Annotated in this window: 15 protein-coding genes; 2 read left to right on the top strand and 13 right to left on the bottom strand. The window is 54.3% G+C overall.

The features are described 5' to 3' along the window. Nucleotides 1–51: 51 nt before the first annotated feature. The 13 genes from JQC81_RS13755 to JQC81_RS13695 all read right to left on the bottom strand — a co-directional run bounded on the left by JQC81_RS13755 (nucleotide 52) and on the right by JQC81_RS13695 (nucleotide 14,673). A complete protein-coding gene (locus JQC81_RS13755) occupies nucleotides 52–390 on the bottom strand; it encodes a GtrA family protein (RefSeq protein WP_312887514.1) in 339 nt (112 codons plus the stop codon). A 44-nt stretch (nucleotides 391–434) separates the two neighbouring features. Then, on the bottom strand, nucleotides 435–1,382 hold the full coding sequence (locus JQC81_RS13750; protein ID WP_203272378.1) for a glycosyltransferase family 2 protein: 948 nt from the start codon (nucleotides 1,380–1,382) through the stop codon (nucleotides 435–437). Beyond that, a complete protein-coding gene (gene rffA, locus JQC81_RS13745) occupies nucleotides 1,379–2,530 on the bottom strand; it encodes a dTDP-4-amino-4,6-dideoxygalactose transaminase (protein ID WP_203272377.1) in 1,152 nt (383 codons plus the stop codon). Before rffA ends, JQC81_RS13750 begins: the two co-directional genes overlap by 4 nt. A 251-nt stretch (nucleotides 2,531–2,781) precedes the next feature. After that, the gene (locus JQC81_RS13740; RefSeq protein WP_203272376.1) at nucleotides 2,782–4,440 is read right to left on the bottom strand and encodes a hypothetical protein; all 1,659 of its coding nucleotides are present in this window, start codon (nucleotides 4,438–4,440) and stop codon (nucleotides 2,782–2,784) included. Between the two features lie 238 nt (nucleotides 4,441–4,678). Further along, nucleotides 4,679–6,532, bottom strand: coding sequence for a hypothetical protein (locus JQC81_RS13735; protein ID WP_203272375.1), 1,854 nt, complete (start codon nucleotides 6,530–6,532; stop codon nucleotides 4,679–4,681). Between the two features lie 936 nt (nucleotides 6,533–7,468). Continuing rightward, a complete protein-coding gene (locus JQC81_RS13730; RefSeq protein WP_246520417.1) occupies nucleotides 7,469–7,960 on the bottom strand; it encodes a retropepsin-like aspartic protease family protein in 492 nt (163 codons plus the stop codon). Nucleotides 7,961–8,179: 219 nt separating this feature from the next. Continuing rightward, complete coding sequence (locus JQC81_RS13725) at nucleotides 8,180–8,653, bottom strand: tetratricopeptide repeat protein (protein ID WP_312887512.1); 474 nt, start codon at nucleotides 8,651–8,653, stop codon at nucleotides 8,180–8,182. 31 nt (nucleotides 8,654–8,684) lie between these two features. Further along, complete coding sequence (locus tag JQC81_RS34125) at nucleotides 8,685–9,536, bottom strand: type II secretion system F family protein (RefSeq protein ID WP_203272373.1); 852 nt, start codon at nucleotides 9,534–9,536, stop codon at nucleotides 8,685–8,687. An 85-nt stretch (nucleotides 9,537–9,621) separates the two neighbouring features. Further along, nucleotides 9,622–10,563 carry a type II secretion system F family protein gene (locus JQC81_RS13715; RefSeq protein WP_203272372.1) on the bottom strand — a complete coding sequence of 314 codons (942 nt, stop codon included), beginning with the start codon at nucleotides 10,561–10,563 and terminating at the stop codon, nucleotides 9,622–9,624. A gap of 8 nt (nucleotides 10,564–10,571) precedes the next feature. Then, nucleotides 10,572–11,972 carry a TadA family conjugal transfer-associated ATPase gene (locus tag JQC81_RS13710; RefSeq protein ID WP_203272371.1) on the bottom strand — a complete coding sequence of 467 codons (1,401 nt, stop codon included), beginning with the start codon at nucleotides 11,970–11,972 and terminating at the stop codon, nucleotides 10,572–10,574. Between the two features lie 20 nt (nucleotides 11,973–11,992). Beyond that, nucleotides 11,993–13,147 (bottom strand): CpaE/TadZ family protein, encoded by a 1,155-nt coding sequence (locus JQC81_RS13705; protein ID WP_203272370.1) that lies wholly within the window; start codon nucleotides 13,145–13,147, stop codon nucleotides 11,993–11,995. Between the two features lie 253 nt (nucleotides 13,148–13,400). Then, nucleotides 13,401–14,294: a Flp pilus assembly protein CpaB gene (cpaB, locus tag JQC81_RS13700; RefSeq protein ID WP_203272369.1), complete on the bottom strand. Its 894-nt coding sequence runs from the start codon at nucleotides 14,292–14,294 to the stop codon at nucleotides 13,401–13,403. A 214-nt stretch (nucleotides 14,295–14,508) separates the two neighbouring features. Then, a complete protein-coding gene (locus JQC81_RS13695; RefSeq protein ID WP_376772405.1) occupies nucleotides 14,509–14,673 on the bottom strand; it encodes a Flp family type IVb pilin in 165 nt (54 codons plus the stop codon). Nucleotides 14,674–15,368: 695 nt separating this feature from the next. Here JQC81_RS13695 and JQC81_RS13690 point away from each other — a divergent pair. Beyond that, a complete protein-coding gene (locus JQC81_RS13690; RefSeq protein ID WP_203272367.1) occupies nucleotides 15,369–16,883 on the top strand; it encodes a type II and III secretion system protein family protein in 1,515 nt (504 codons plus the stop codon). A 185-nt stretch (nucleotides 16,884–17,068) separates the two neighbouring features. Next, entirely contained in the window at nucleotides 17,069–17,302 is a 234-nt protein-coding gene (locus tag JQC81_RS13685) for a hypothetical protein (RefSeq protein WP_203272366.1), read from the top strand. The last annotated feature ends 480 nt before the right edge of the window (nucleotides 17,303–17,782 follow it).

Here is a 17,782-nt window from a genome sequence, read left to right as displayed (position 1 = left end):
CGCGCCTAACAACACTTCTAACCGTGCCTACACCTGCTGCCCTGCTGCAGTTTAATCTGGTTGACCGAAGCGCATGAGGTATAGGCTAGCATAGATCGATAACGCAGTGACCCCGATGGTCAGGATCTGAGCAATAGCCGGGCGGAGCAGGTTAATTAGAAGGTTCATCGACACTAGGGTGGTGCCGAGCCCAATGCCGTAAGCCAGAAGGAAACGTGGCAGGTCATGGCTGTGGCTGCTGCGGCTGGCGAAGGTCCAACGGCGGTTCAGAAGATAGCTCATTATCACGCCTAGAACATAGCACAGCGCTGAGATTAGGAGGGGCGCCCCACCGGCCCAGACCAAAAGGAGAAACAGCACATAGAGTGACAGGTTGGTTACGGCCCCCACAACGCCGTAACGTCCCAGTCTTCCTACGCTACCCGAGGATGGGCTCACAGCACGCTCTCCTTATCAGTGGTCCGCTCTACAAAAATGCGTGGCCGATCCTGCACCTCGGCGAAGATCCTCCCGATATAGAAGCCATGTACTCCCAGCACCGCCAGGATCAACCCGGCCAAGAACCACAGTGACAGGATCAGGCTGGTCCAGCCTGGAACGGTGAACGCGCCGGTTGCCCAAGCAAGCAAGATGAGCACTGTGCACAAGGCCGCGAAGCTGCTGAAGGTCAACCCTATGATAATGCTCAGCTTCAACGGCCGGTCCGAGAAGCGTATGATAATCGCTACTGCCATTCGCATTAGTCGCATCAGATTGTAGGAGCTTTTGCCAGCATGGCGGCCGGAGCGATCAAGCATATAGGTGACTTGGGGCAGACCGGTGAGTGACACCATAACCGGCAGGAACACTTCCTTGTCGTGGAAGGTGAGCAGGATATCGACTAAGCGCCGACTGTAGAGACCGAAGTTGCCAATATTGTTGTTCAGCCGAATCTTAGTCAGCATGTCCATCGTTTGGTAGAACAGCCGAGAGGTGCGCCGACGCAAACCAGTGTCGGACCAATCCCCTCGGTCGACAACTACGGCATCAGCGCCCTCCAAAAGGGCCCTTTCACGCAGGGCGGGGATGATCCCGGGGTCGTCCTGCAAATCGCAGTCAATCACCGCGACCCAGTCGCCTCTAGCCGCTTCCAACCCGGCCCATATCGCCAAGTGTTGGCCGTGGTTGCGGGTTAGCCGAACGCCCCGGATGCGCTGGTCCCGAGCGGCCAACTCCGCTATCACGGACCACGGCTGGTCCGGCGCGCGGTCATCGACCAGAACCAGTTCCCAGTCAAAGTCGCAACCTTCAAAGGCGCGGCCGACTACGTCAGCCAAGGCGTGTAGGCAATCGCGGCAGCCATAAACCGGTGAGACGATGCTGATCAGGGGTCGATCGGTCATTGCGCAGTCACCCCTGCCGGGTCGAAATAAGCATGCGCCCGATCGATGACGTCTTCGGCTTGTGATCCGAGCTCGAAGAACATCGGCAGCCGCACCAGTGTTTCCGAGATCCTGTCGGTGATGCTGAGTGTGCCGCTGGTGCGTCCATAGCGGCGGCCCGCCGGGGCACTGTGTAGTGGCACATAGTGAAAGGGCGTGCCGATCCCCGCAGCTCGCATGTGGGCGATGAAGGCGTCGCGGTCCGCTCCGTCTCTTAATAGAAGATAGAACATGTGTCCGTTGCCAGTGCTGTGCTCCGACCAGCGTGGCAGCCGGACTCGTTGCGCCTGCTCCAGCGGCGCGAAGGCTTCCATGTAGCGCTCAAAGATCGACAGCCGGCGGATCTTGATCATCTCCGCCATTTCCAGCTGGGCGCAAAGATAGGAGGCGATCAGCTCGCCCGGCAAGAACGACGAGCCAATATCTACCCAAGTATACTTATCAACCTGGCCCCGGAAGAATTTCGACCGGTTCGTTCCCTTTTCACGGATGATTTCTGCTCGCTCATTCAACTCAGGACGGTTGATTGTCAGCGCACCGCCTTCACCGCTGATGACGTTCTTAGTTTCGTGAAAGCTAAAAGCCGCCAGATCGCCTAAGCTGCCGCACGGACGCCCTTTATAGGATGCCCCCAGTGCCTGAGCCGCATCTTCCACCAACAGACAGTCATAGGCTCGGGCAATTTTGGCCAGCGCGTCCATGTCGGCCGGAAATCCAGCGTAGTGTACGGCGAAGATAGCGCGGGTACGTGGAGTGATAGCGTCCGCTACCCGCATTGGGTCGATGTTGAGAGTGTCGGGATCAATGTCAACGAAGACGGGAGTCGCCCCGCGCAGCGTGACCGCATTGGCTGTCGATACGAAGGTGAAGGAGGGCATAATCACCTCATCGCCAGGCGCGAGATCGCAGAGGATTGCAGCCATTTCCAGCGCAGCCGTGCACGAATGTGTGAGAAGCACCTTCTGCGCGCCGGTCAGTTCTGTGATCAGCATGTTGCAGCGGCTGGTAAAATAGCCGTCGCCGGATAATTGACCTCGGCGGATCGCATCGCGAAGATAGGTGATCTCTTTGCCGATCAGGGTGGGACGATTAAATGGAATTTCTACCACGTTACTCTTCCTCGACTTCTTCCTAGCCTGTGTTGGTGTGAGTATTTATCGAGTGGCAGCCTACGATACAGCCAGCACAGGCGTGTACATTTTATGTACGTTCGCAGACATCTGCATTGATGGTTGCGGATGGCAGCATCACTCAACGCTCCTCAGATGCAGACATTCTGGGAGACCGCCCCGTCGGCCCATGGCGCATCCTTTCATTCCGTAGAAAACAATGCCTCACCAAACCCCGAGATCAAACCTCTCTAGCACCCTTCTACTCCTTTGAGGCGGCGATCTGCTTGTGTACGGGTTTGCACGCTGTACAAAACAAAGAAGCTTCCGTCGCTTACCGGATTGAGCAGATTGGAAAGGCAGTTAAGTTGTTCTCCCTTTCCGAATACAAGAACGTGAGTAAAATCCTGCCACCAGGTTCTCCAGAAAACATGAGGTCTACCGGGTAGGTAAGACAATGCATCCCCACCTGCCCTAAGCGCGTCATCTAAATAGTGCAGTGGTAGGGGAGTTGGCTGGGGGTGATCAAGGCGCCGTAATTCAGGAACAGTTTTGAGAGGGAATCCGCCTGTGAACAGATTCGGCAGAAATGCATGGCGCTCAATCACGGCATACGAAGCGCTATGATAGTGGATAAGCTGCGTACCTTCTTCAGGTGCAGACACTACAAGAATGCGCGGCGCCATCGGCAATTGACGGAAGCTCGCAACAAGCTCAGTGACCTCTATCTCATGCGCTCTCCACGACACTAAGAGAGTTCCTACTCGAAGGCACAAAGCACCAAGGAACAGCACTGTAAGCAGTCTCTGTGGCAGCCTGCCTCCCTCGAATCGGCAAGACGCTATTACGAGTGCTACTACCACGAACGGCAGACGAATATCAGTGAATCCGACACCTAGAAGCAGTGTCGGCATGATCGCAGCTACTAATGCCGTGCACCAAAGTACTGGCACCATTGTGGGATGAACCTTGAGCCACCCAAAAACTCGGATGCTTATGTAGAGAGACAGTGAAACGACCAAAAATACTACTATGTCAACGCTCGCCTGGAAAGCAGATGTTGGTGATAGTAGAGCCTGGAAGAGCTGCCTTGGCATATCATACGCAGTACCTGAGCCGTGCGTAGGTGGCGCTTGCAGCGTCACAGCTATAAAATGTATTGTAGCAGGAGAGAAAGGAAATATCGTGAAGGCGACTTTCTTAATCAGCAAGAATTTAGTGACGTCGGCTGCTCTAAAAGATCGCCCTACTTCATAGGTAACGACTGACAGCCCGAGGAAGCCAAATGCTAGCAGATGTCCTAAGTACACAAGAGTAGCGATCATTGTGAAAAGCAACAAGCGCAAGTCCAAACGCATCTTGTCTGTACCAACCCATACTACGAAAGCGAGCACAGCGAGAGCTGAACCTAAGACATAGTTTTCAAACCCCCATGCTACGTTGCCATTATAAACAACCAATGCTACGAAGAGCGGCCAAGCCGAGAAACGCCCCCAGAGAACTCGGTTGAGAACAACCGGCACGATTACCCAAAGACTAAGGCTGAGTGCGAAGATCGCCCGACCGACGTCATGGATGTGAAGAAAATCGTCCAGCAGACTCGCGATAGCATCCCCAGCAAGGTTTGGGATGAGCCGCCAATCAAAGGTATAGAATGTCTGCAGGTCTAGTGAGTTGTTTAGTGCGTGACCGATATAGTGCCGAGCGAGGTGGTTTGGCAGATCGACACCTGGCAGATATGTCACTGAAAAGACTGGCAGTAGAACAATCAACAAGACCGACAATACGGCCGAAAAAATCTTGAGCTCTCTGTTTCTTATCTGTTCGCTTGAGTTCTGCCCCCGAAGATCCGAGCTCTGGAGATTTCTAGCGCAGAGGTTCATGGATGTTTTCGTTTCTTGATGCGCCACTTGCTATCTCTCCGCTATGCTTCCGTTCATCTCCCACCCATAACACGATCTAATTTTGTTTCACCTGCTTGATGATCGGCACCTCATACTACCACTTCGACGTCGGCCGCTGTGCCTCTTCCAGCATTGAAAAGAGGGAAACCTTTTACGCATGTTGAAATGAAAAGGCGCTTGAGAATCTTTACTGCATATCCGGACGCAGTCCTTTCAGAAGCTTCTTGATCAAGTTTGCACAGAGCTACTCGACTGGAGAGGCTGCTTTAAAGAACCTCCCCACTCTTTCAGGTATCACACGCCAGACAACCAAAGATGTTTGTGCAATCTCCACCCTTTCTGTCCAAAACCTACTTTCTCCACGAGCTAGCCTTGTTCCAACACTATCCTCAGCCCCGTAGTTTAGATCGTGGCAAACAATAATATAATCAGGACGGTACTGCCTCACGACATCGAGCATCACTGTCTCGTCACGGGCGAATGGCGCAACACCATTGATCACTGCAGGAGCACTGCGATGGTATGGGGCGCTAAAAACGACATGGTGGGTGTGCAACAAGATATGCGGGCCGAAATCGAGCGGCGCGAGCACGCGTGCCGGAGGCAATGCATTCAATGCAGAAATCTGGGACGGGTGCAGACAACCCGCGTCGATGGCTCCTACCTTGCTCGAAGAGGATACGAGCAGGCCGATCAAGATCCAGGTTTGCGAAAGCAAAAGTGTTCCTAGGCCGAGTTTCTTGGCAACCTCAGAAAAGCTCAGATGGATCCCTGAGCGTTGTACGAGTACAGAGACGATATAGCCAGCGGCTACAGGAAAGACAGCCCACCCTATGATGGAAGCGCGGATCTGTACTTGCGCGAGCATAATGCCGAGCCAGAGGGCAACCGAAAGTTTTGTGAGCGCCCAGCTGTCGTTTGGCCCGCCTGCCCTCAAGTCTCGGCGCGAGAGACGCATCGTTATTATCAGTGCAGCTACGGCGAGAGGCGCAATGATTGCAAGTGCAACGCTCGGTGCTGTGGCAAGGACATGGTAGAATGGAAGTGCCTCAGTAATGTTACCGATAACCTCTTTTTGGCTCTCGGGAAGAGACGCATAAGGGCCTGCAATGCAATCCTGTAGGGAAGGATAAAGGAGCAAGCAGACCACGAGACTCGTCAGGGACACCAAGACAGCCCGATGCAGCCACGTGCGAAGGACGCGGCCTACCGCACTCAAGAGCATACATGTGACAGCTGCGGCAGTTGAGAGCGCAAGCCACGGCACTGACAGAGAGTCACAGGTTGGCACCAGCCAGAGTGAGGGCGAGGTCTGGCCGACGAATAGAATTGGCGTAACGATGCCAAGGGATAAGCCGAAGGCGGCAAGCTGCTCTCTCGCTTTCGGCACACCGACGATGTATTTGAGGGTCAGAGCCAGGCCTATACCAATAATTAGAGGAACGGCCTCAAGCCCTACCGCGAGAGATAGCGCAGCGACAGTGCCGGCTATTCCCCCTAAGATGTACGGGCGCCCATCAATAGCCAGCGAAGATACAATCGCAAGCATCGCCAGAATCTGTACATTGTGGTGGTCAACCCGCCCAGCTCCAAACCAGTTTATCGATGAGGCTAATCCGGCTGCTAAAATTGCGTAACAAGCGGCTGGCAACCCAAATAAACGCCGCGCTGTCGCTCCAATCAATACTAGGTAAATGACGAACAGACCGAATGGCCAGAGTACAGCAAGAGTCCGCTCTGCCAGAGCAGGGCTCATAACCGTAGTAAGGCCCAAGAGAAGACCGGCCAGAGGAGCGTCAAGATAGCGCGACCAGTGCAGCGATATACCCTCTGGAGGAAGAATACGATATTGCGTCATATCGTACCATGCCTGACCCGCGAGCAAAGCACGTACATTTAGCAGACGCATTGCATCATCTGTATCCTTGACGCCCAAGTACAAGATGACATCCTTCATTGCCGTGCGCTGCGCGACTATGTAGAGAATTACAGCGGTACAAAAAGCGAGAACATAGCTGCTGCGGGTTGAAAACAACCTCCGCTTGACTGGACTGGTTGCTTCCCCCTTAAGGTCGAGTTCTCTTGCAGCGATGCTCACGATTCACCTATGATGCTGACACACCTCTGGGCTGCTCTGCCTTGCTGGGTGCGACTGTGATGAGAGACTGTAATTGGTCGATCATGCTGCATGCAATAGTTTGGTTTTCAAGAAAGGCAAAGGTAACTAACCTTTCTATAATAGATAGTCATCTCTCAGGCACTGCGGTAGCGCTGTCGAACAGGTTGAGGGCTGTTCGGCTTCACTCAGGAAATCGTGGCTAACGCTCTCATGATCAACAAGGTAGATCTCAGGCTGATATACCAGCTTCACATTGTGGTCCGGTAAACTGAGTCACAACCTGATATAAGGGGTGAACGGCAGAAGAACATTAGATAGAATGGGTGCTCGCGTCAGTCGCATCTCTGATGAAAGGAGCTGCCCTTGATACATCACGCCACGAGCTCTGTATTGAATTCTTTAATGACGGTGTTTAGCTATGGCCATCGTGAACGACCAATTCTCGGTCAATGCAGTCCCAACAGGGCTTCGATCAAAGCCCTGAACAGTTAAGTAAGACCAACGAATCCCCGTAGCTGAATTTTTAGACCTTCATTCTTGCGATTACCCTCTCAATATTTCTTTGTTATACATTTCAATCCCTATGTTGGACTGCTATTGCATTGATCTCCTACCGGTTGTGCTCTAAACGATTGTCCCAAACCGATTGATTGTGATTAGCGTATGCACGTTCCCAGCAAGAGTTTAGACAGCAGATGTTGGGCAAAGCGGATTCTTACCAACGCTTTGAAGGCACACTTGGATGGCTGGAGCGGTTCTTTCTGGCCCCTCGCGTACAGGCTCCAGTGTCATGGAAGAGTATGACATCTGCTCTTCCTCCTGACGCTGCAGGGTACAGAACTCGGTTGAGGCGACATTGCGTCTGGGCCACCTAGCGGGCCGCGATCTACCAGCATCTGCGCTTTTTGAAGCAGATTACTGACGCAAGACCAGCTTGCCGCCAGAAATCTCAAAAGCACTAAGCCTCTTCAGGAACGTCATCCCTAGAAGGCTTATCCTAAGTCGACCCGGCGGCAAGATGAGAGCCTCTACTTCGCGGACGACGATATCTCCAACCTGGATCGTGGCAATCTGAACTGGTGCGGCTTCAACAATCCCGTTCGCGGTCTGCACTTTATGCGTGAAGTCTTTCTTGCTTATCCGGGGCACTAAGGCCTGAGCGTCCTCGTAGGAGAGGGTCACGACACTCGCCCCAGTATCTACCAGCATCCGAACTTGCCTGCCCTCAAGCGTCAGCTCTACAAAAAAGTGCCCACTCGAGTCCGCCTGCACGCTAAGTCCAACTTGGCGAGCACCCGATGCACTGCGCTGACCCTGTTTGCGAGCTTCGAACTCACGAGCGGTCTCGCCAACAAACGGTGTCAGGCTAGTCACATCCTTTCCGTATGCGCCTTCCTGTAGACACATAGAGATTGTTGCAAAGACAATATAGCAAAGCGGTCTCCAAAGCTTCATAGACCGACCCTCGGTGTTTGCAACCGTGCGCCTTTGGACATGCGCGTCGGATGTTGCGGGAGACCATCAACTCAGCCCTTCACGGTCGGAAGCTACATCTTAACTAATCCGGACCTGAGAGAGCCGCCCCAGAGCACCTCCTCGTGGAGATCCGCTTCAATCCCTAGACAGCTAGCCCCGATCCTGCCCTGTTCGAAGAAGGCGTAGGTTGTTGGAGACCACAGGATCGTTCGGACGCTGACCCTTGGCTCGACTGAACATCACGGCGGCCTGTCGTGAATCACCCCGTAACAGATATGAGAAACCGCGATTGTTCAAAATCTCGAAGGACTGCCCTGAAAGCTGTGTGGCTTTGTCGTAGGCGCGGTCAGCGAGATCAAACCGACCGAGCCGATCGTAGCTGGCCGCCAAGCCGACCCAAGACGGTCCGTCTGATGGCTGCTGTTCCACCGCCTTGCGGAAGTGCTGCTCAGCCAGTGCATAGTCGCCGCGTGCAAAATGCTCACGCCCAAGATACGCCGGATCATTGCTCGAAACGAATGCTTCACTCGAAGGCATCATTCCTTCACTTGTGGAGCCTGTAATGGACTGACAGCCCGCCAGCAAAATGGCGAGCGGAAGGGCTTTGAAAAGATGCTTACGCACGGGGGTCTCCACCAGTGGTCGTGATTTTGCCTCAATCGAGCAGTGTTGTCGATATCTTAATCACCGCAGGTGTCATGATTGCGATAAAAATCGTCGGAAGGATGAAAAGCGCAAGCGGCACCGTTATTTTGACAGGGAGGGCGAAAGCCTTCTGCTCAGCCCTAGACATGCGTTTGTCCCGCATTTCCTCGCTAAAGGTCGACAGTGAGGCCGAAACATCAGTACCAAGTTCCAATGATTGCTGCAACAGTGTTGTCAGCGAACTTGCCTCGCTTAATCCGAGGCGTTCTGAAAATGCCTTCAATGCATCGATCGTCGACTTACCTGCGCGTGTTTCAGCCAACATGAGTTGTAGATTCACGCGAAAAGCCTTGTGACTGCCCGGACCGAGCTCCGACCCGACCCGCTCCAAAGCGGCCTCCAAGCTGAGACCAGCGTCAACACAAACAACCAACATATCAAGAAAGTCTGGGAAAAAGAGGCGGTATTCCGCCTCTAGAGCGCCACGACGGCGGTCGAGATACCCTTGTCCTATATAGTAGGATATGATGACAGCTCCTGCGACGGCGGAGAATTTGAGCAATCCGCTCCAATGTCCCAACCGGGCCTGAATGAACAGGAAAACCACGGCCGGGACTGAGATCACCATCACAGCTCGAATGACATTATAAATGGTGACGGCATGTGGGCCGAAATATCCAGCACGGACCAGCGCTGCCCGAAGCTCCTTCTGCGCACCGAAGTCAACCCCTAGCTTCTTTGCATCCACTCTGACGCGAGCCCCGGGATCTGCCTGAGGCGTACCCGCCGAAGCGCCTGCGCTGATGGATGCGGCTCCAGCATAGCGTTCCCGGACTTTTCGCCGGTCGAATACTGCTGTCACAAAGAAGACTGCTAAGAGTGCAACCGATGCGAAAGCAAGGACGGGTACAATCCAGATTGACAGATTGGGGGGTATCATCAGCTTTCTACACTTTGAAGTTCACGAGCTTGTAGATGACAAAATTTCCAATCGCGAGCAGCGCAATCGCAATACCCAGCATCATGTTCTGAGTTGGGTGCCCCCAATACTCACCGTAATAGCCCGGGTTGATCCCAGCGACTGCTCCGAAAATTACAAACGGCACAACAGTCAGCACATAACCGCCGGCGCGTCCCTCTGCGGACAAAGCCTTGATTTTACGTTTCATCCGGAAGCGCTCGCGGATGAGTTTGGACAGGCGCGCGAGGATCTCGCCCAAGTTTCCTCCGGTCTGATGCGCTATTGCGATAGAAGTACTTAGAAAGCGCAGATCTTGGTGCCCGACTCTGTCGTAAAGCCCATCCAAAGCGCCCCGAAGCTCCTTGCCGTAGCTGATCTCCTCAAAGACAACCATAAATTCAGGTCCGGCTGGAGCGGGCACCTCTCTCCCGACCAAAGATATTGCTACAGGTAAAGGATGTCCTGCCTTGAGACTTCGGACAACAATGTCAATGACGTCAGGCAACTGCTCTCCGAAGGTCGCGATGCGCCGCGATCGTTTTATTGTAAGGACTAGTAGGAGCACAATGGCCGGCACGATGCTACTGATTGCAAAGCCCAGAGGTATTTTGAGCATCCATGTGACCAGGAAAATGGCGCCAAACAGGATCGTGTAAGTCAGGATCAGCCCAAAAACACTAAAGTTCGAGCCGGACTGAACATACAGCTGATTTAGCCGCCCTAAGATCCCATGGCGACCAGCAAGAACGTTTCGCTTCTTGAGAAGCTCCACTTCCTCACGATTTTTCGCAAAATGGTCATCGATTGTGGCGAACCGTGCAGCGGCACGGCGGGCACCGCGCCGCTCGACATAAACCCCCCGCAGTCCCTGGAACGCAAGAAAGACTGCTCCGAAGATCAGGAGATAGAATGTCCATTGCTCATTCATGATAGATCTCAGATTGCAGCTGTTGGATCGAAGAGATGACCTGGCAATTCAATCCCGTGCGCCTTTAGCTCCTGAGCGAACTTCGGTCGAACTCCAGTCGCCCTAAAGGAGCCAATGATGTTATTGTTTTCGTCCATCCCCTCTCTTACAAACCTGAAGATTTCCTGCATTTGGATGACTTCGCCTTCCATGCCGGTGATCTCGGAGACACTCGTCAAGCGCCGCTTACCATCGCTCAAGCGTTGCAGCTGGACAATTATCTGAATGGCCGATGCAATCTGTCCTCGGATTGCCGCCATCGACATCGGCATGGAGGCCATACCGACCATCTGCTCAAGGCGCTTGATGGCGTCCCGGGGGTTGTTGGCGTGAATCGTTGTCATCGAGCCCTCATGGCCTGTGTTCATCGCCTGCAACATGTCGAATGCCTCCTCGCCGCGGCACTCGCCCATAATGACCCGGTCGGGACGCATACGCAGCGCATTCTTGACAAGTTCTCGTTGCCGGATTTCACCCTTTCCTTCAACGTTGGGGGGGCGCGTTTCCATACGGGCAACGTGGGGTTGCTGCAGCTGTAGCTCGGCAGCATCTTCGATGGTGATCAAGCGCTCTTTCGGTGATATAAACGATGACAGCGCATTAAGCATCGTCGTCTTACCCGAGCCTGTTCCGCCGGAAACAACGATTGACATTCGGCAGCGCACCGCAGCCGTTAGAACCTCGGCGATTGCGGGGCGAAGCGCACCGATCTCAACCAAGCGATCAAGTGAAAACGGGCGTTTTGAGAACTTGCGGATCGATACCAGCGGGCCATCAACAGCAACGGGCCTGACAGCGACGTTCACACGCGACCCATCGGCAAGGCGTGCATCGACCATAGGAGATGCTTCGTCGACGCGCCTGCCGATCGTGGCAACCATCTTGTTCACAATTCTCAGAAGATGCGCCTCATCTTTGAAGCGAACAGGGGTCGGCTCCAGCTGCCCGAAACGCTCGACAAATACAGCCATGTGTCCGTTGACGAGAATATCACTGACAGTGGCATCCTTGAGAAGAGGCTCAAGGGGACCGAGACCAATCATCTCGTCGAGAACCTCGTCCGCGAACCCCTCCAACTCCTTTTGGTTAAGAGCAACACGCTCCCGCTGGACATACTCTGTCACAAACTGCTTAACTTGGCGAGCGAGGTCCTCCGGGGAGACCTTGTCGATGAGCGCGAGGTTGAATTCTTCGATCAGCTGACCGTGTAGTTTTACCTTCTCATCAATCAAAGTGGGCTTAGGTGGAGCGAGCTCAGCCGGAGCTTTGCTCTCAATCTTGACCTCGGGCTCTTTGGGCGTCAATGCGACAACCAAATCCTGGCCCTTGACTTCGGCTGTACGCCACCGATCGGAAATCCCCCAGCGCATCATCTTCCCCCAAACTAAGGCTAGTTGGCCGACACAGAAGGTCGGCTTGTCACTGTTTGCACCCAGTTCGCAAGCCCGCGAATGCTCTTGCAAACCGAGCGTCGCGGCGCAATCTCAAGCATCGGTCGACCGGTGTTCGCGGCTTCATTCGCAGTCACAGAATCGCGCGGCACGTAGATTGGGCTGCCGCGAGACAGCACACGGTCGATATCTGCTTTTCTTGGGATTTTCCCAAAGAATGTGACATCACACTTATTGACGACCACTTTGATTTGCTCGTGAGGGACTTCAAGCGCTTCAACGTGCTTCATGCGCATGATCAGCTGCTTGACTGCTGGCACCGCGTTCCCACCAGTAATGACTATCCCGTCGGATCCCTGGATGACATTGTCGACCCATGGGGACCAGTGATGCGGGAGATCAATCAGCACAAGGTTGTACCTTTTGCTGAGTGCGTCGAGTAAAGGAAAGACGACAGCTGAGTACGCTTTCTGGCGCCCGTCAAATCGCGTTGGGCCTGAGAATACATCAAAAGTTGGCGAGTGACGGCTGGTAAAAATATCAATTAAGCGGTCATCCAGCCGCTCGGGCCGGTCGATTAGTTCTGATACGTTGAGTCGTGGCTCGAGGTCGAGAAGGTCGGCGAGGCTGCTGTCCTGAAAGTTGAGGTCAATCGCTGCGACTTTTAGACCAGCTTTCTTATTCTCTGATGCAAGCCAGTACCCCACCTCGGCCGCTAACGTCGTATTTCCAACTCCTCCAGCGCTTGGGAAGAAACTCACAACTTTAGCGAGTTCACCCTCGCCAGCCAGGTTCATAACCTTACTGACGAGATCTGACAGTTCTTGCGGAAGTGCCTGCCACGAGATCCAATCACCCCGTTCCGACTTTATGAGTCGCTTGTAGATCTCAGGATTGATTGTGTCAGCAACATAGATCAAGAACGAGCCATTGTGACTAGCATCTAAATGGGCTATTGCTTCCTCGGCGACTGTTACGTCGCCGCTCGTATTTGTCACAACTATTAGCTTAGCGCTACGAGAGTGGTTCTGTCCAAGCGCCCCCTCATGCCAACCTGCAACAACTAATGGCGAGTGTCCGAGGTGCTGCAACAACCGAATCAGAGTTGCGACACGCTCATCCCCGGGATTAGAAGAAACAACAATAATTTGCACGCCCCACCTAATATCTTTTCTTCGCTAGCACAAAGCCTAGCACCTGTTTTAAAATCGGGCCATGTGAAGAAGCGTCTCCGCGAGTGCTCCGCTGAAAAGTAGGCTATTGAGATCAGCGCATTCGCCCTGAGCCGATGGTCCGACTACGGGGGATCTCTCTTGAAATGGAAAGCAGGCGGCCACCATATTTTTTGATCAGCTGCCAACATCCGCCCCGACCTAGATTAAGCGGTCTCATCCGTATACGCCAAGCTTACCGCCGCTTAGATGCCTCGCTATAGACGGTATACTGCTCACTCTTTGTCGCATCTCGAATTACATTTACGAGCGGCTGCCGCACGACTAGCTGCTGGGGCTCCCCCTTGGCTGCGACCTTTTCGGTCTGCTCAGCCAAGCGCGCCTCGAGCTTTGCTATTTCTTCGTCTTTTTCTTTTCGGACGCTGTCAACAACTTCACTGACACCTAACTCAGAAGCCAGGACGCGGCGAGCCGGTGAGGCCTCGGCTTCGCCTGCTTGCCTGAGGACTAGCGACAGCCGGCCAATCCCTTCTGCAAGGATTACCTTTTGGGCCTGCTGCATACTTAACTCAAGCGTGACAGCTCTAGCAATTGTTGGCTTCTGCGTCCTCTCATCAACCATCTGGTCGATAGCCAGGACCTTGGAATTCTGGAGAAGAACATCTGCCGAGTCCCCACGTATGAGAACGACATCAACGCGATCACCAGGAAGGATAAAGCCTGCAACTCCACGAACCTCATCAACGCGTACCGACACAGCCCGCATCCCCTCCTCAATCAGAGTGGAGAGCGTTGCACGTTGGTTAGGTCCTGTTACCTTTGGGCTGAGAATGGGCTCATCCGGCTGAAATGAAGTCAGCGCAATACGTTGCCCATCTTTCAGAAACTCATCAATTGTGCGGAAAGCCCCGTTTGGAATATTTTCCGAAGGCCATGGGATTTCACGAAGGTTGTCTCGCGTCAGTGCCGTGCCGAACGCTAGTGGCTGGCTTGCAACAACGGCCGTGCCACTCGGCAGAGCCGCTGCAGCACTACTGCCGCCTGACTGTACAAATTCTCGTGACAGGTAGGCGGCCCCTCCACCGAGGACGATTGCAAGACCTAATGAGATTATGGAACTAGCTTTCATCCTTAAGCCTTTGTTTCGCCGCCTGAGTTACGCATCAGGAATACAGACGTAGCGTCAATCATCTTTGGTTAATCTGACAAGGCGCCACGAGAGAAGAGGTGCTCAACGAATAAAGACTTTCGTAAGCACCACCTCTGATCAGCCGAGACGCCTATTTCCTGCAAGACGACCCGCTAGAGGACGGCCCTAGCGGGTCATATGAGGGACCTTACGATTAAGTCGCTGGCACCGTCATCTTGCTAGCGACGTGGTTAAACATCGCCGCAACATCGGTACCAACCAGGGTCACCGCAGCGATACACACGACAGCAATCAGCGCCACCATCAGGCCGTACTCAACCATCGTCGCACCGTCTTCATTGCGAACGAAACGCTTCATAAGATTTGTCATCTTCGATTTACCCCTTGAGGCCAGTACCCCTAGCCCTTCAACACAGACCACAGGGATCTGATGTCCTTCAAAGAACCTTTAAGTCTTAACAGAGTCAATACAGTCCTAAGACCACTTACCCTTTAGAGGTACGTTTCTCGGCGAGATGGTCAATGCTTATGGTTAATTTCCCACAGAGGTATGTGCTTAATTTCTCAACAGTTTTCGCCCTACTCTTGAGAGGCAAGGCGCAATGTGCTCACGTTGCCGCACCCCCCCCTTTGATTGGCCTGACATCCCCTACTGACCGATGCTTTCTGCAGATCAAGCGAGCTTCAGCTAAGCAACAATGAGTTATTACACTATGGCCAGACTGCTATTCGTTTAGCAGGCCGAGAGCGCTTTGGAGGACAGCAAGTATCCAGATCCTCGTTTTCCCGCCAAGCAAATCGCCGGAACCAGCCTCGAACGCGGGGCGTCACGCAACAGGATCCGTTCTCCCATCGGCCCTCCTGCCGGCTGCCAAGGACGCTCCGTTGAGCAACTTAACGTCTGGTAAACCATGTTGTGACATTTTCATCGCAGAGCCTGGCAAAAACCGCATTCTTCTTAACCAAGGATGCAGATTAATCTTGTTGTGCACCAAAACGGCCGGTAGCAACGGCGATTAACCCGCACTTTACGAACCATCTATGAGGGGCAACATGGCGGCTAGAACCAAACCTCGAATTCTGCCAGCAGTCGTCACTGCGCTGGCCGTGGGCGGAATGGTTTGCGAGCCAATGGTCGGGAGTGCCCCCGCCTACGCGCAAGCACGAGCCCAAGCAGCCCCGGGCGGCGCCAAACTGGTGCGAACCCGGGTGACGATCAATAAATCCCAGACTGTTCGGATGGAGCAACCCTTCACGGATGTCTTGGTGGGAGCCACTGAAATTGCCGACGTCATTCCGCTGAGCGACCAGACTCTTTACGTGCTGGGTAAAAAGGTCGGAACGACCAATGTCTCGATCCTAAACGAGCAAAAGCAAATCATCGGGGTCGTCGACGTTGAGGTTGGCCCCGATGCCGCCAATGTGGCGGAAAAGATCGGTGCGGGTGGTGGTAGCGGGATCAGAGTTCGTGGCAGTGGTGAACAGGTTATCTTAGAGGGAATGGCCGCCGACAGCCAGGAGGTGGATCGAGCGGTTGAGATCGCCCGAAGCGTCTCCCCTGGCGGCGTGATCAACGCGACGAAAGTTGTGTCGCCGCAGCAGGTGATGCTGCAGGTGCGTTTCATAGAAGTCAGCCGCACTGCCGGCCGGGAACTTGGGATTCAAACTGAGTTCCTTGCAAAGCGGGGTCTTGGCCTGACTAACATTGCGACCGGAGTGGGCATATCCAGTGTTCCGTTTGCGCAAGTCCTCTCGAGTTGGGTTGATGGAAGTAGAAGTCTTGATATCCTGATCCAAGCAATGGAATCGAAGGGCCTTGTTCGCCGTCTCGCCGAGCCGAATTTAGTGGCTTTATCCGGAGGCAGGGCATCGTTCCATGCTGGTGGCGAAATTCCGATTCCAATCGCACGCACAACAGATGACGGCGGCACGCCGACGATCACGATTGATTACAAAGAATTCGGCGTCAAACTCGACTTCTTGCCAGTTGTGTTGTCGAATGGCCTGATCAACATTACTCTCACGCCTGAGGTGAGCGACATTGATCGCACCCTGTCTGTCCCCACTGGAGGGGGAATTGCAGTGCCTGGTATCACAGTGCGTCGTGCCACGACACAGGTTGAACTGCGGGACGGACAAAGTTTTGCCCTCGCTGGTCTGATCCAAAACGTGACCGACCGCAACATCCAACAGCTGCCATGGCTCGGATCGTTGCCAGTTCTCGGGGCTCTCTTCCGCAGCACCGAGTTTCAGTCGCGCGAGACCGAGCTCGTGGTGATCGTGACCCCACACCTTGTGAAGCCGGCCAAGCCGGGCGAGTTGCTCGCGACGCCCCTTGATAAAAAGTTGCCGGCCAACGACGCTGACCTCTTCATCACGGGCAAGCTTGAGGTTGATCAGCCCATTGATCCTTCGGCCGTCGCAGCAACCCAGAAATGGGTGACAGCCAACGGAACGAGGCTGAAAGGCCCGTTCGGGCACGTCCTGCCGCAGCCCGGCAGCGTCGCACCGGCATATGCGGCAGGAAAGCCCCCTGCTTCGTCAACTGTGGTTCGAGCCAAAAACTAGAACGTTTCCATATTTTCTCCCATAGGGAATCATGCGAGCGTGACAGCGACACGGCTTGTGACGCCAGAGTGGTCAAGACAGCATTTGAGCAAGGTCCGCAGATCATGACGAGGTATCAACTAACAGCTCGGGTTTTTCTCGGCATTCTGCTCGCTGGGCCAGCCCTGGCAGGTTGCTCAGAGTACATGGACCGGAAGGATACCATCGCGTTCAATGCCGGCGAGGCCGTACAAGCCAACATTGTCACTCATGTCACCGACCCCTGGCCAGCGCATGCTCGCAACAAGGACATCGCATTCAGCGGCGAGCGGTTGGCCCGTGCCACCAGACGGTACGAGCTTGGATCAGGTGCCGCCGGCGCTGGCCAAGCCCCCGCCGGTAATGGCGGCGGTGCGCCAGCCTCATCCGGAACCCCATAGGAAGACTGAGCTGCTCGGCTCTTCCTTAGTTTGGACGGTCGGCGAGCTCTCACGCTCTCATATCATTGCGGACAAGATGCACTGGCCTAGAACCGCTTAGAGCGCGAGGTGGTGGTATCGGCTGAGCGAAAGCGGGGCAAGTCTGTCATCAAATCGCTTGTCGCTCTTGCTCAAGAAACCCTTGCTGAATGCCGATCCTTTACGAGTGTTGCACGAATGCGCCTTCGGGATTCGTAGCACAGAGCAAGAGCGTTCAACGACGCTTCCAAGATCCGCGGGATGAAGCGCAGCGCCGCACCGCCCCGAGTTTTCTATGGCGCCAAATTGCCCGCCATCAGATCGCGATCGAGGGCAGGCCAAAAGGTCAGCACACTGTAGGTTGCGTTCTGGTTGGCCTTGCGCACCGGAAGCTACAGCAACGATGCCATGCAGCTCGGTCGTAACCCAGACAACGCGGCACCTCCGCACTGGGTCTACGGG

The organism is Microvirga arabica (genome assembly GCF_016811235.1).
GTDB classification, from domain to species: Bacteria; Pseudomonadota; Alphaproteobacteria; order Rhizobiales; family Beijerinckiaceae; genus Microvirga; species Microvirga arabica.
This window is presented reverse-complemented; position numbering and strand designations above follow the sequence as displayed.

Excerpts from the sequence above, each read along its gene's own strand:
- JQC81_RS13690 (WP_203272367.1), top strand. The coding sequence starts at position 15,369 with ATGGCGGCTAGAACCAAACCTCGAATTCTGCCAGCAGTCGTCACTGCG.
- JQC81_RS13685 (WP_203272366.1), top strand. The coding sequence starts at position 17,069 with ATGGACCGGAAGGATACCATCGCGTTCAATGCCGGCGAGGCCGTACAA.
- JQC81_RS13715 (WP_203272372.1), bottom strand. The coding sequence starts at position 10,563 with ATGAATGAGCAATGGACATTCTATCTCCTGATCTTCGGAGCAGTCTTT.
- JQC81_RS13730 (WP_246520417.1), bottom strand. The coding sequence starts at position 7,960 with ATGTGTCTACAGGAAGGCGCATACGGAAAGGATGTGACTAGCCTGACA.
- cpaB (WP_203272369.1), bottom strand. The coding sequence starts at position 14,294 with ATGAAAGCTAGTTCCATAATCTCATTAGGTCTTGCAATCGTCCTCGGT.
- JQC81_RS13710 (WP_203272371.1), bottom strand. The coding sequence starts at position 11,972 with ATGCGCTGGGGGATTTCCGATCGGTGGCGTACAGCCGAAGTCAAGGGC.
- JQC81_RS13750 (WP_203272378.1), bottom strand. The coding sequence starts at position 1,382 with ATGACCGATCGACCCCTGATCAGCATCGTCTCACCGGTTTATGGCTGC.
- JQC81_RS13695 (WP_376772405.1), bottom strand. The coding sequence starts at position 14,673 with ATGAAGCGTTTCGTTCGCAATGAAGACGGTGCGACGATGGTTGAGTAC.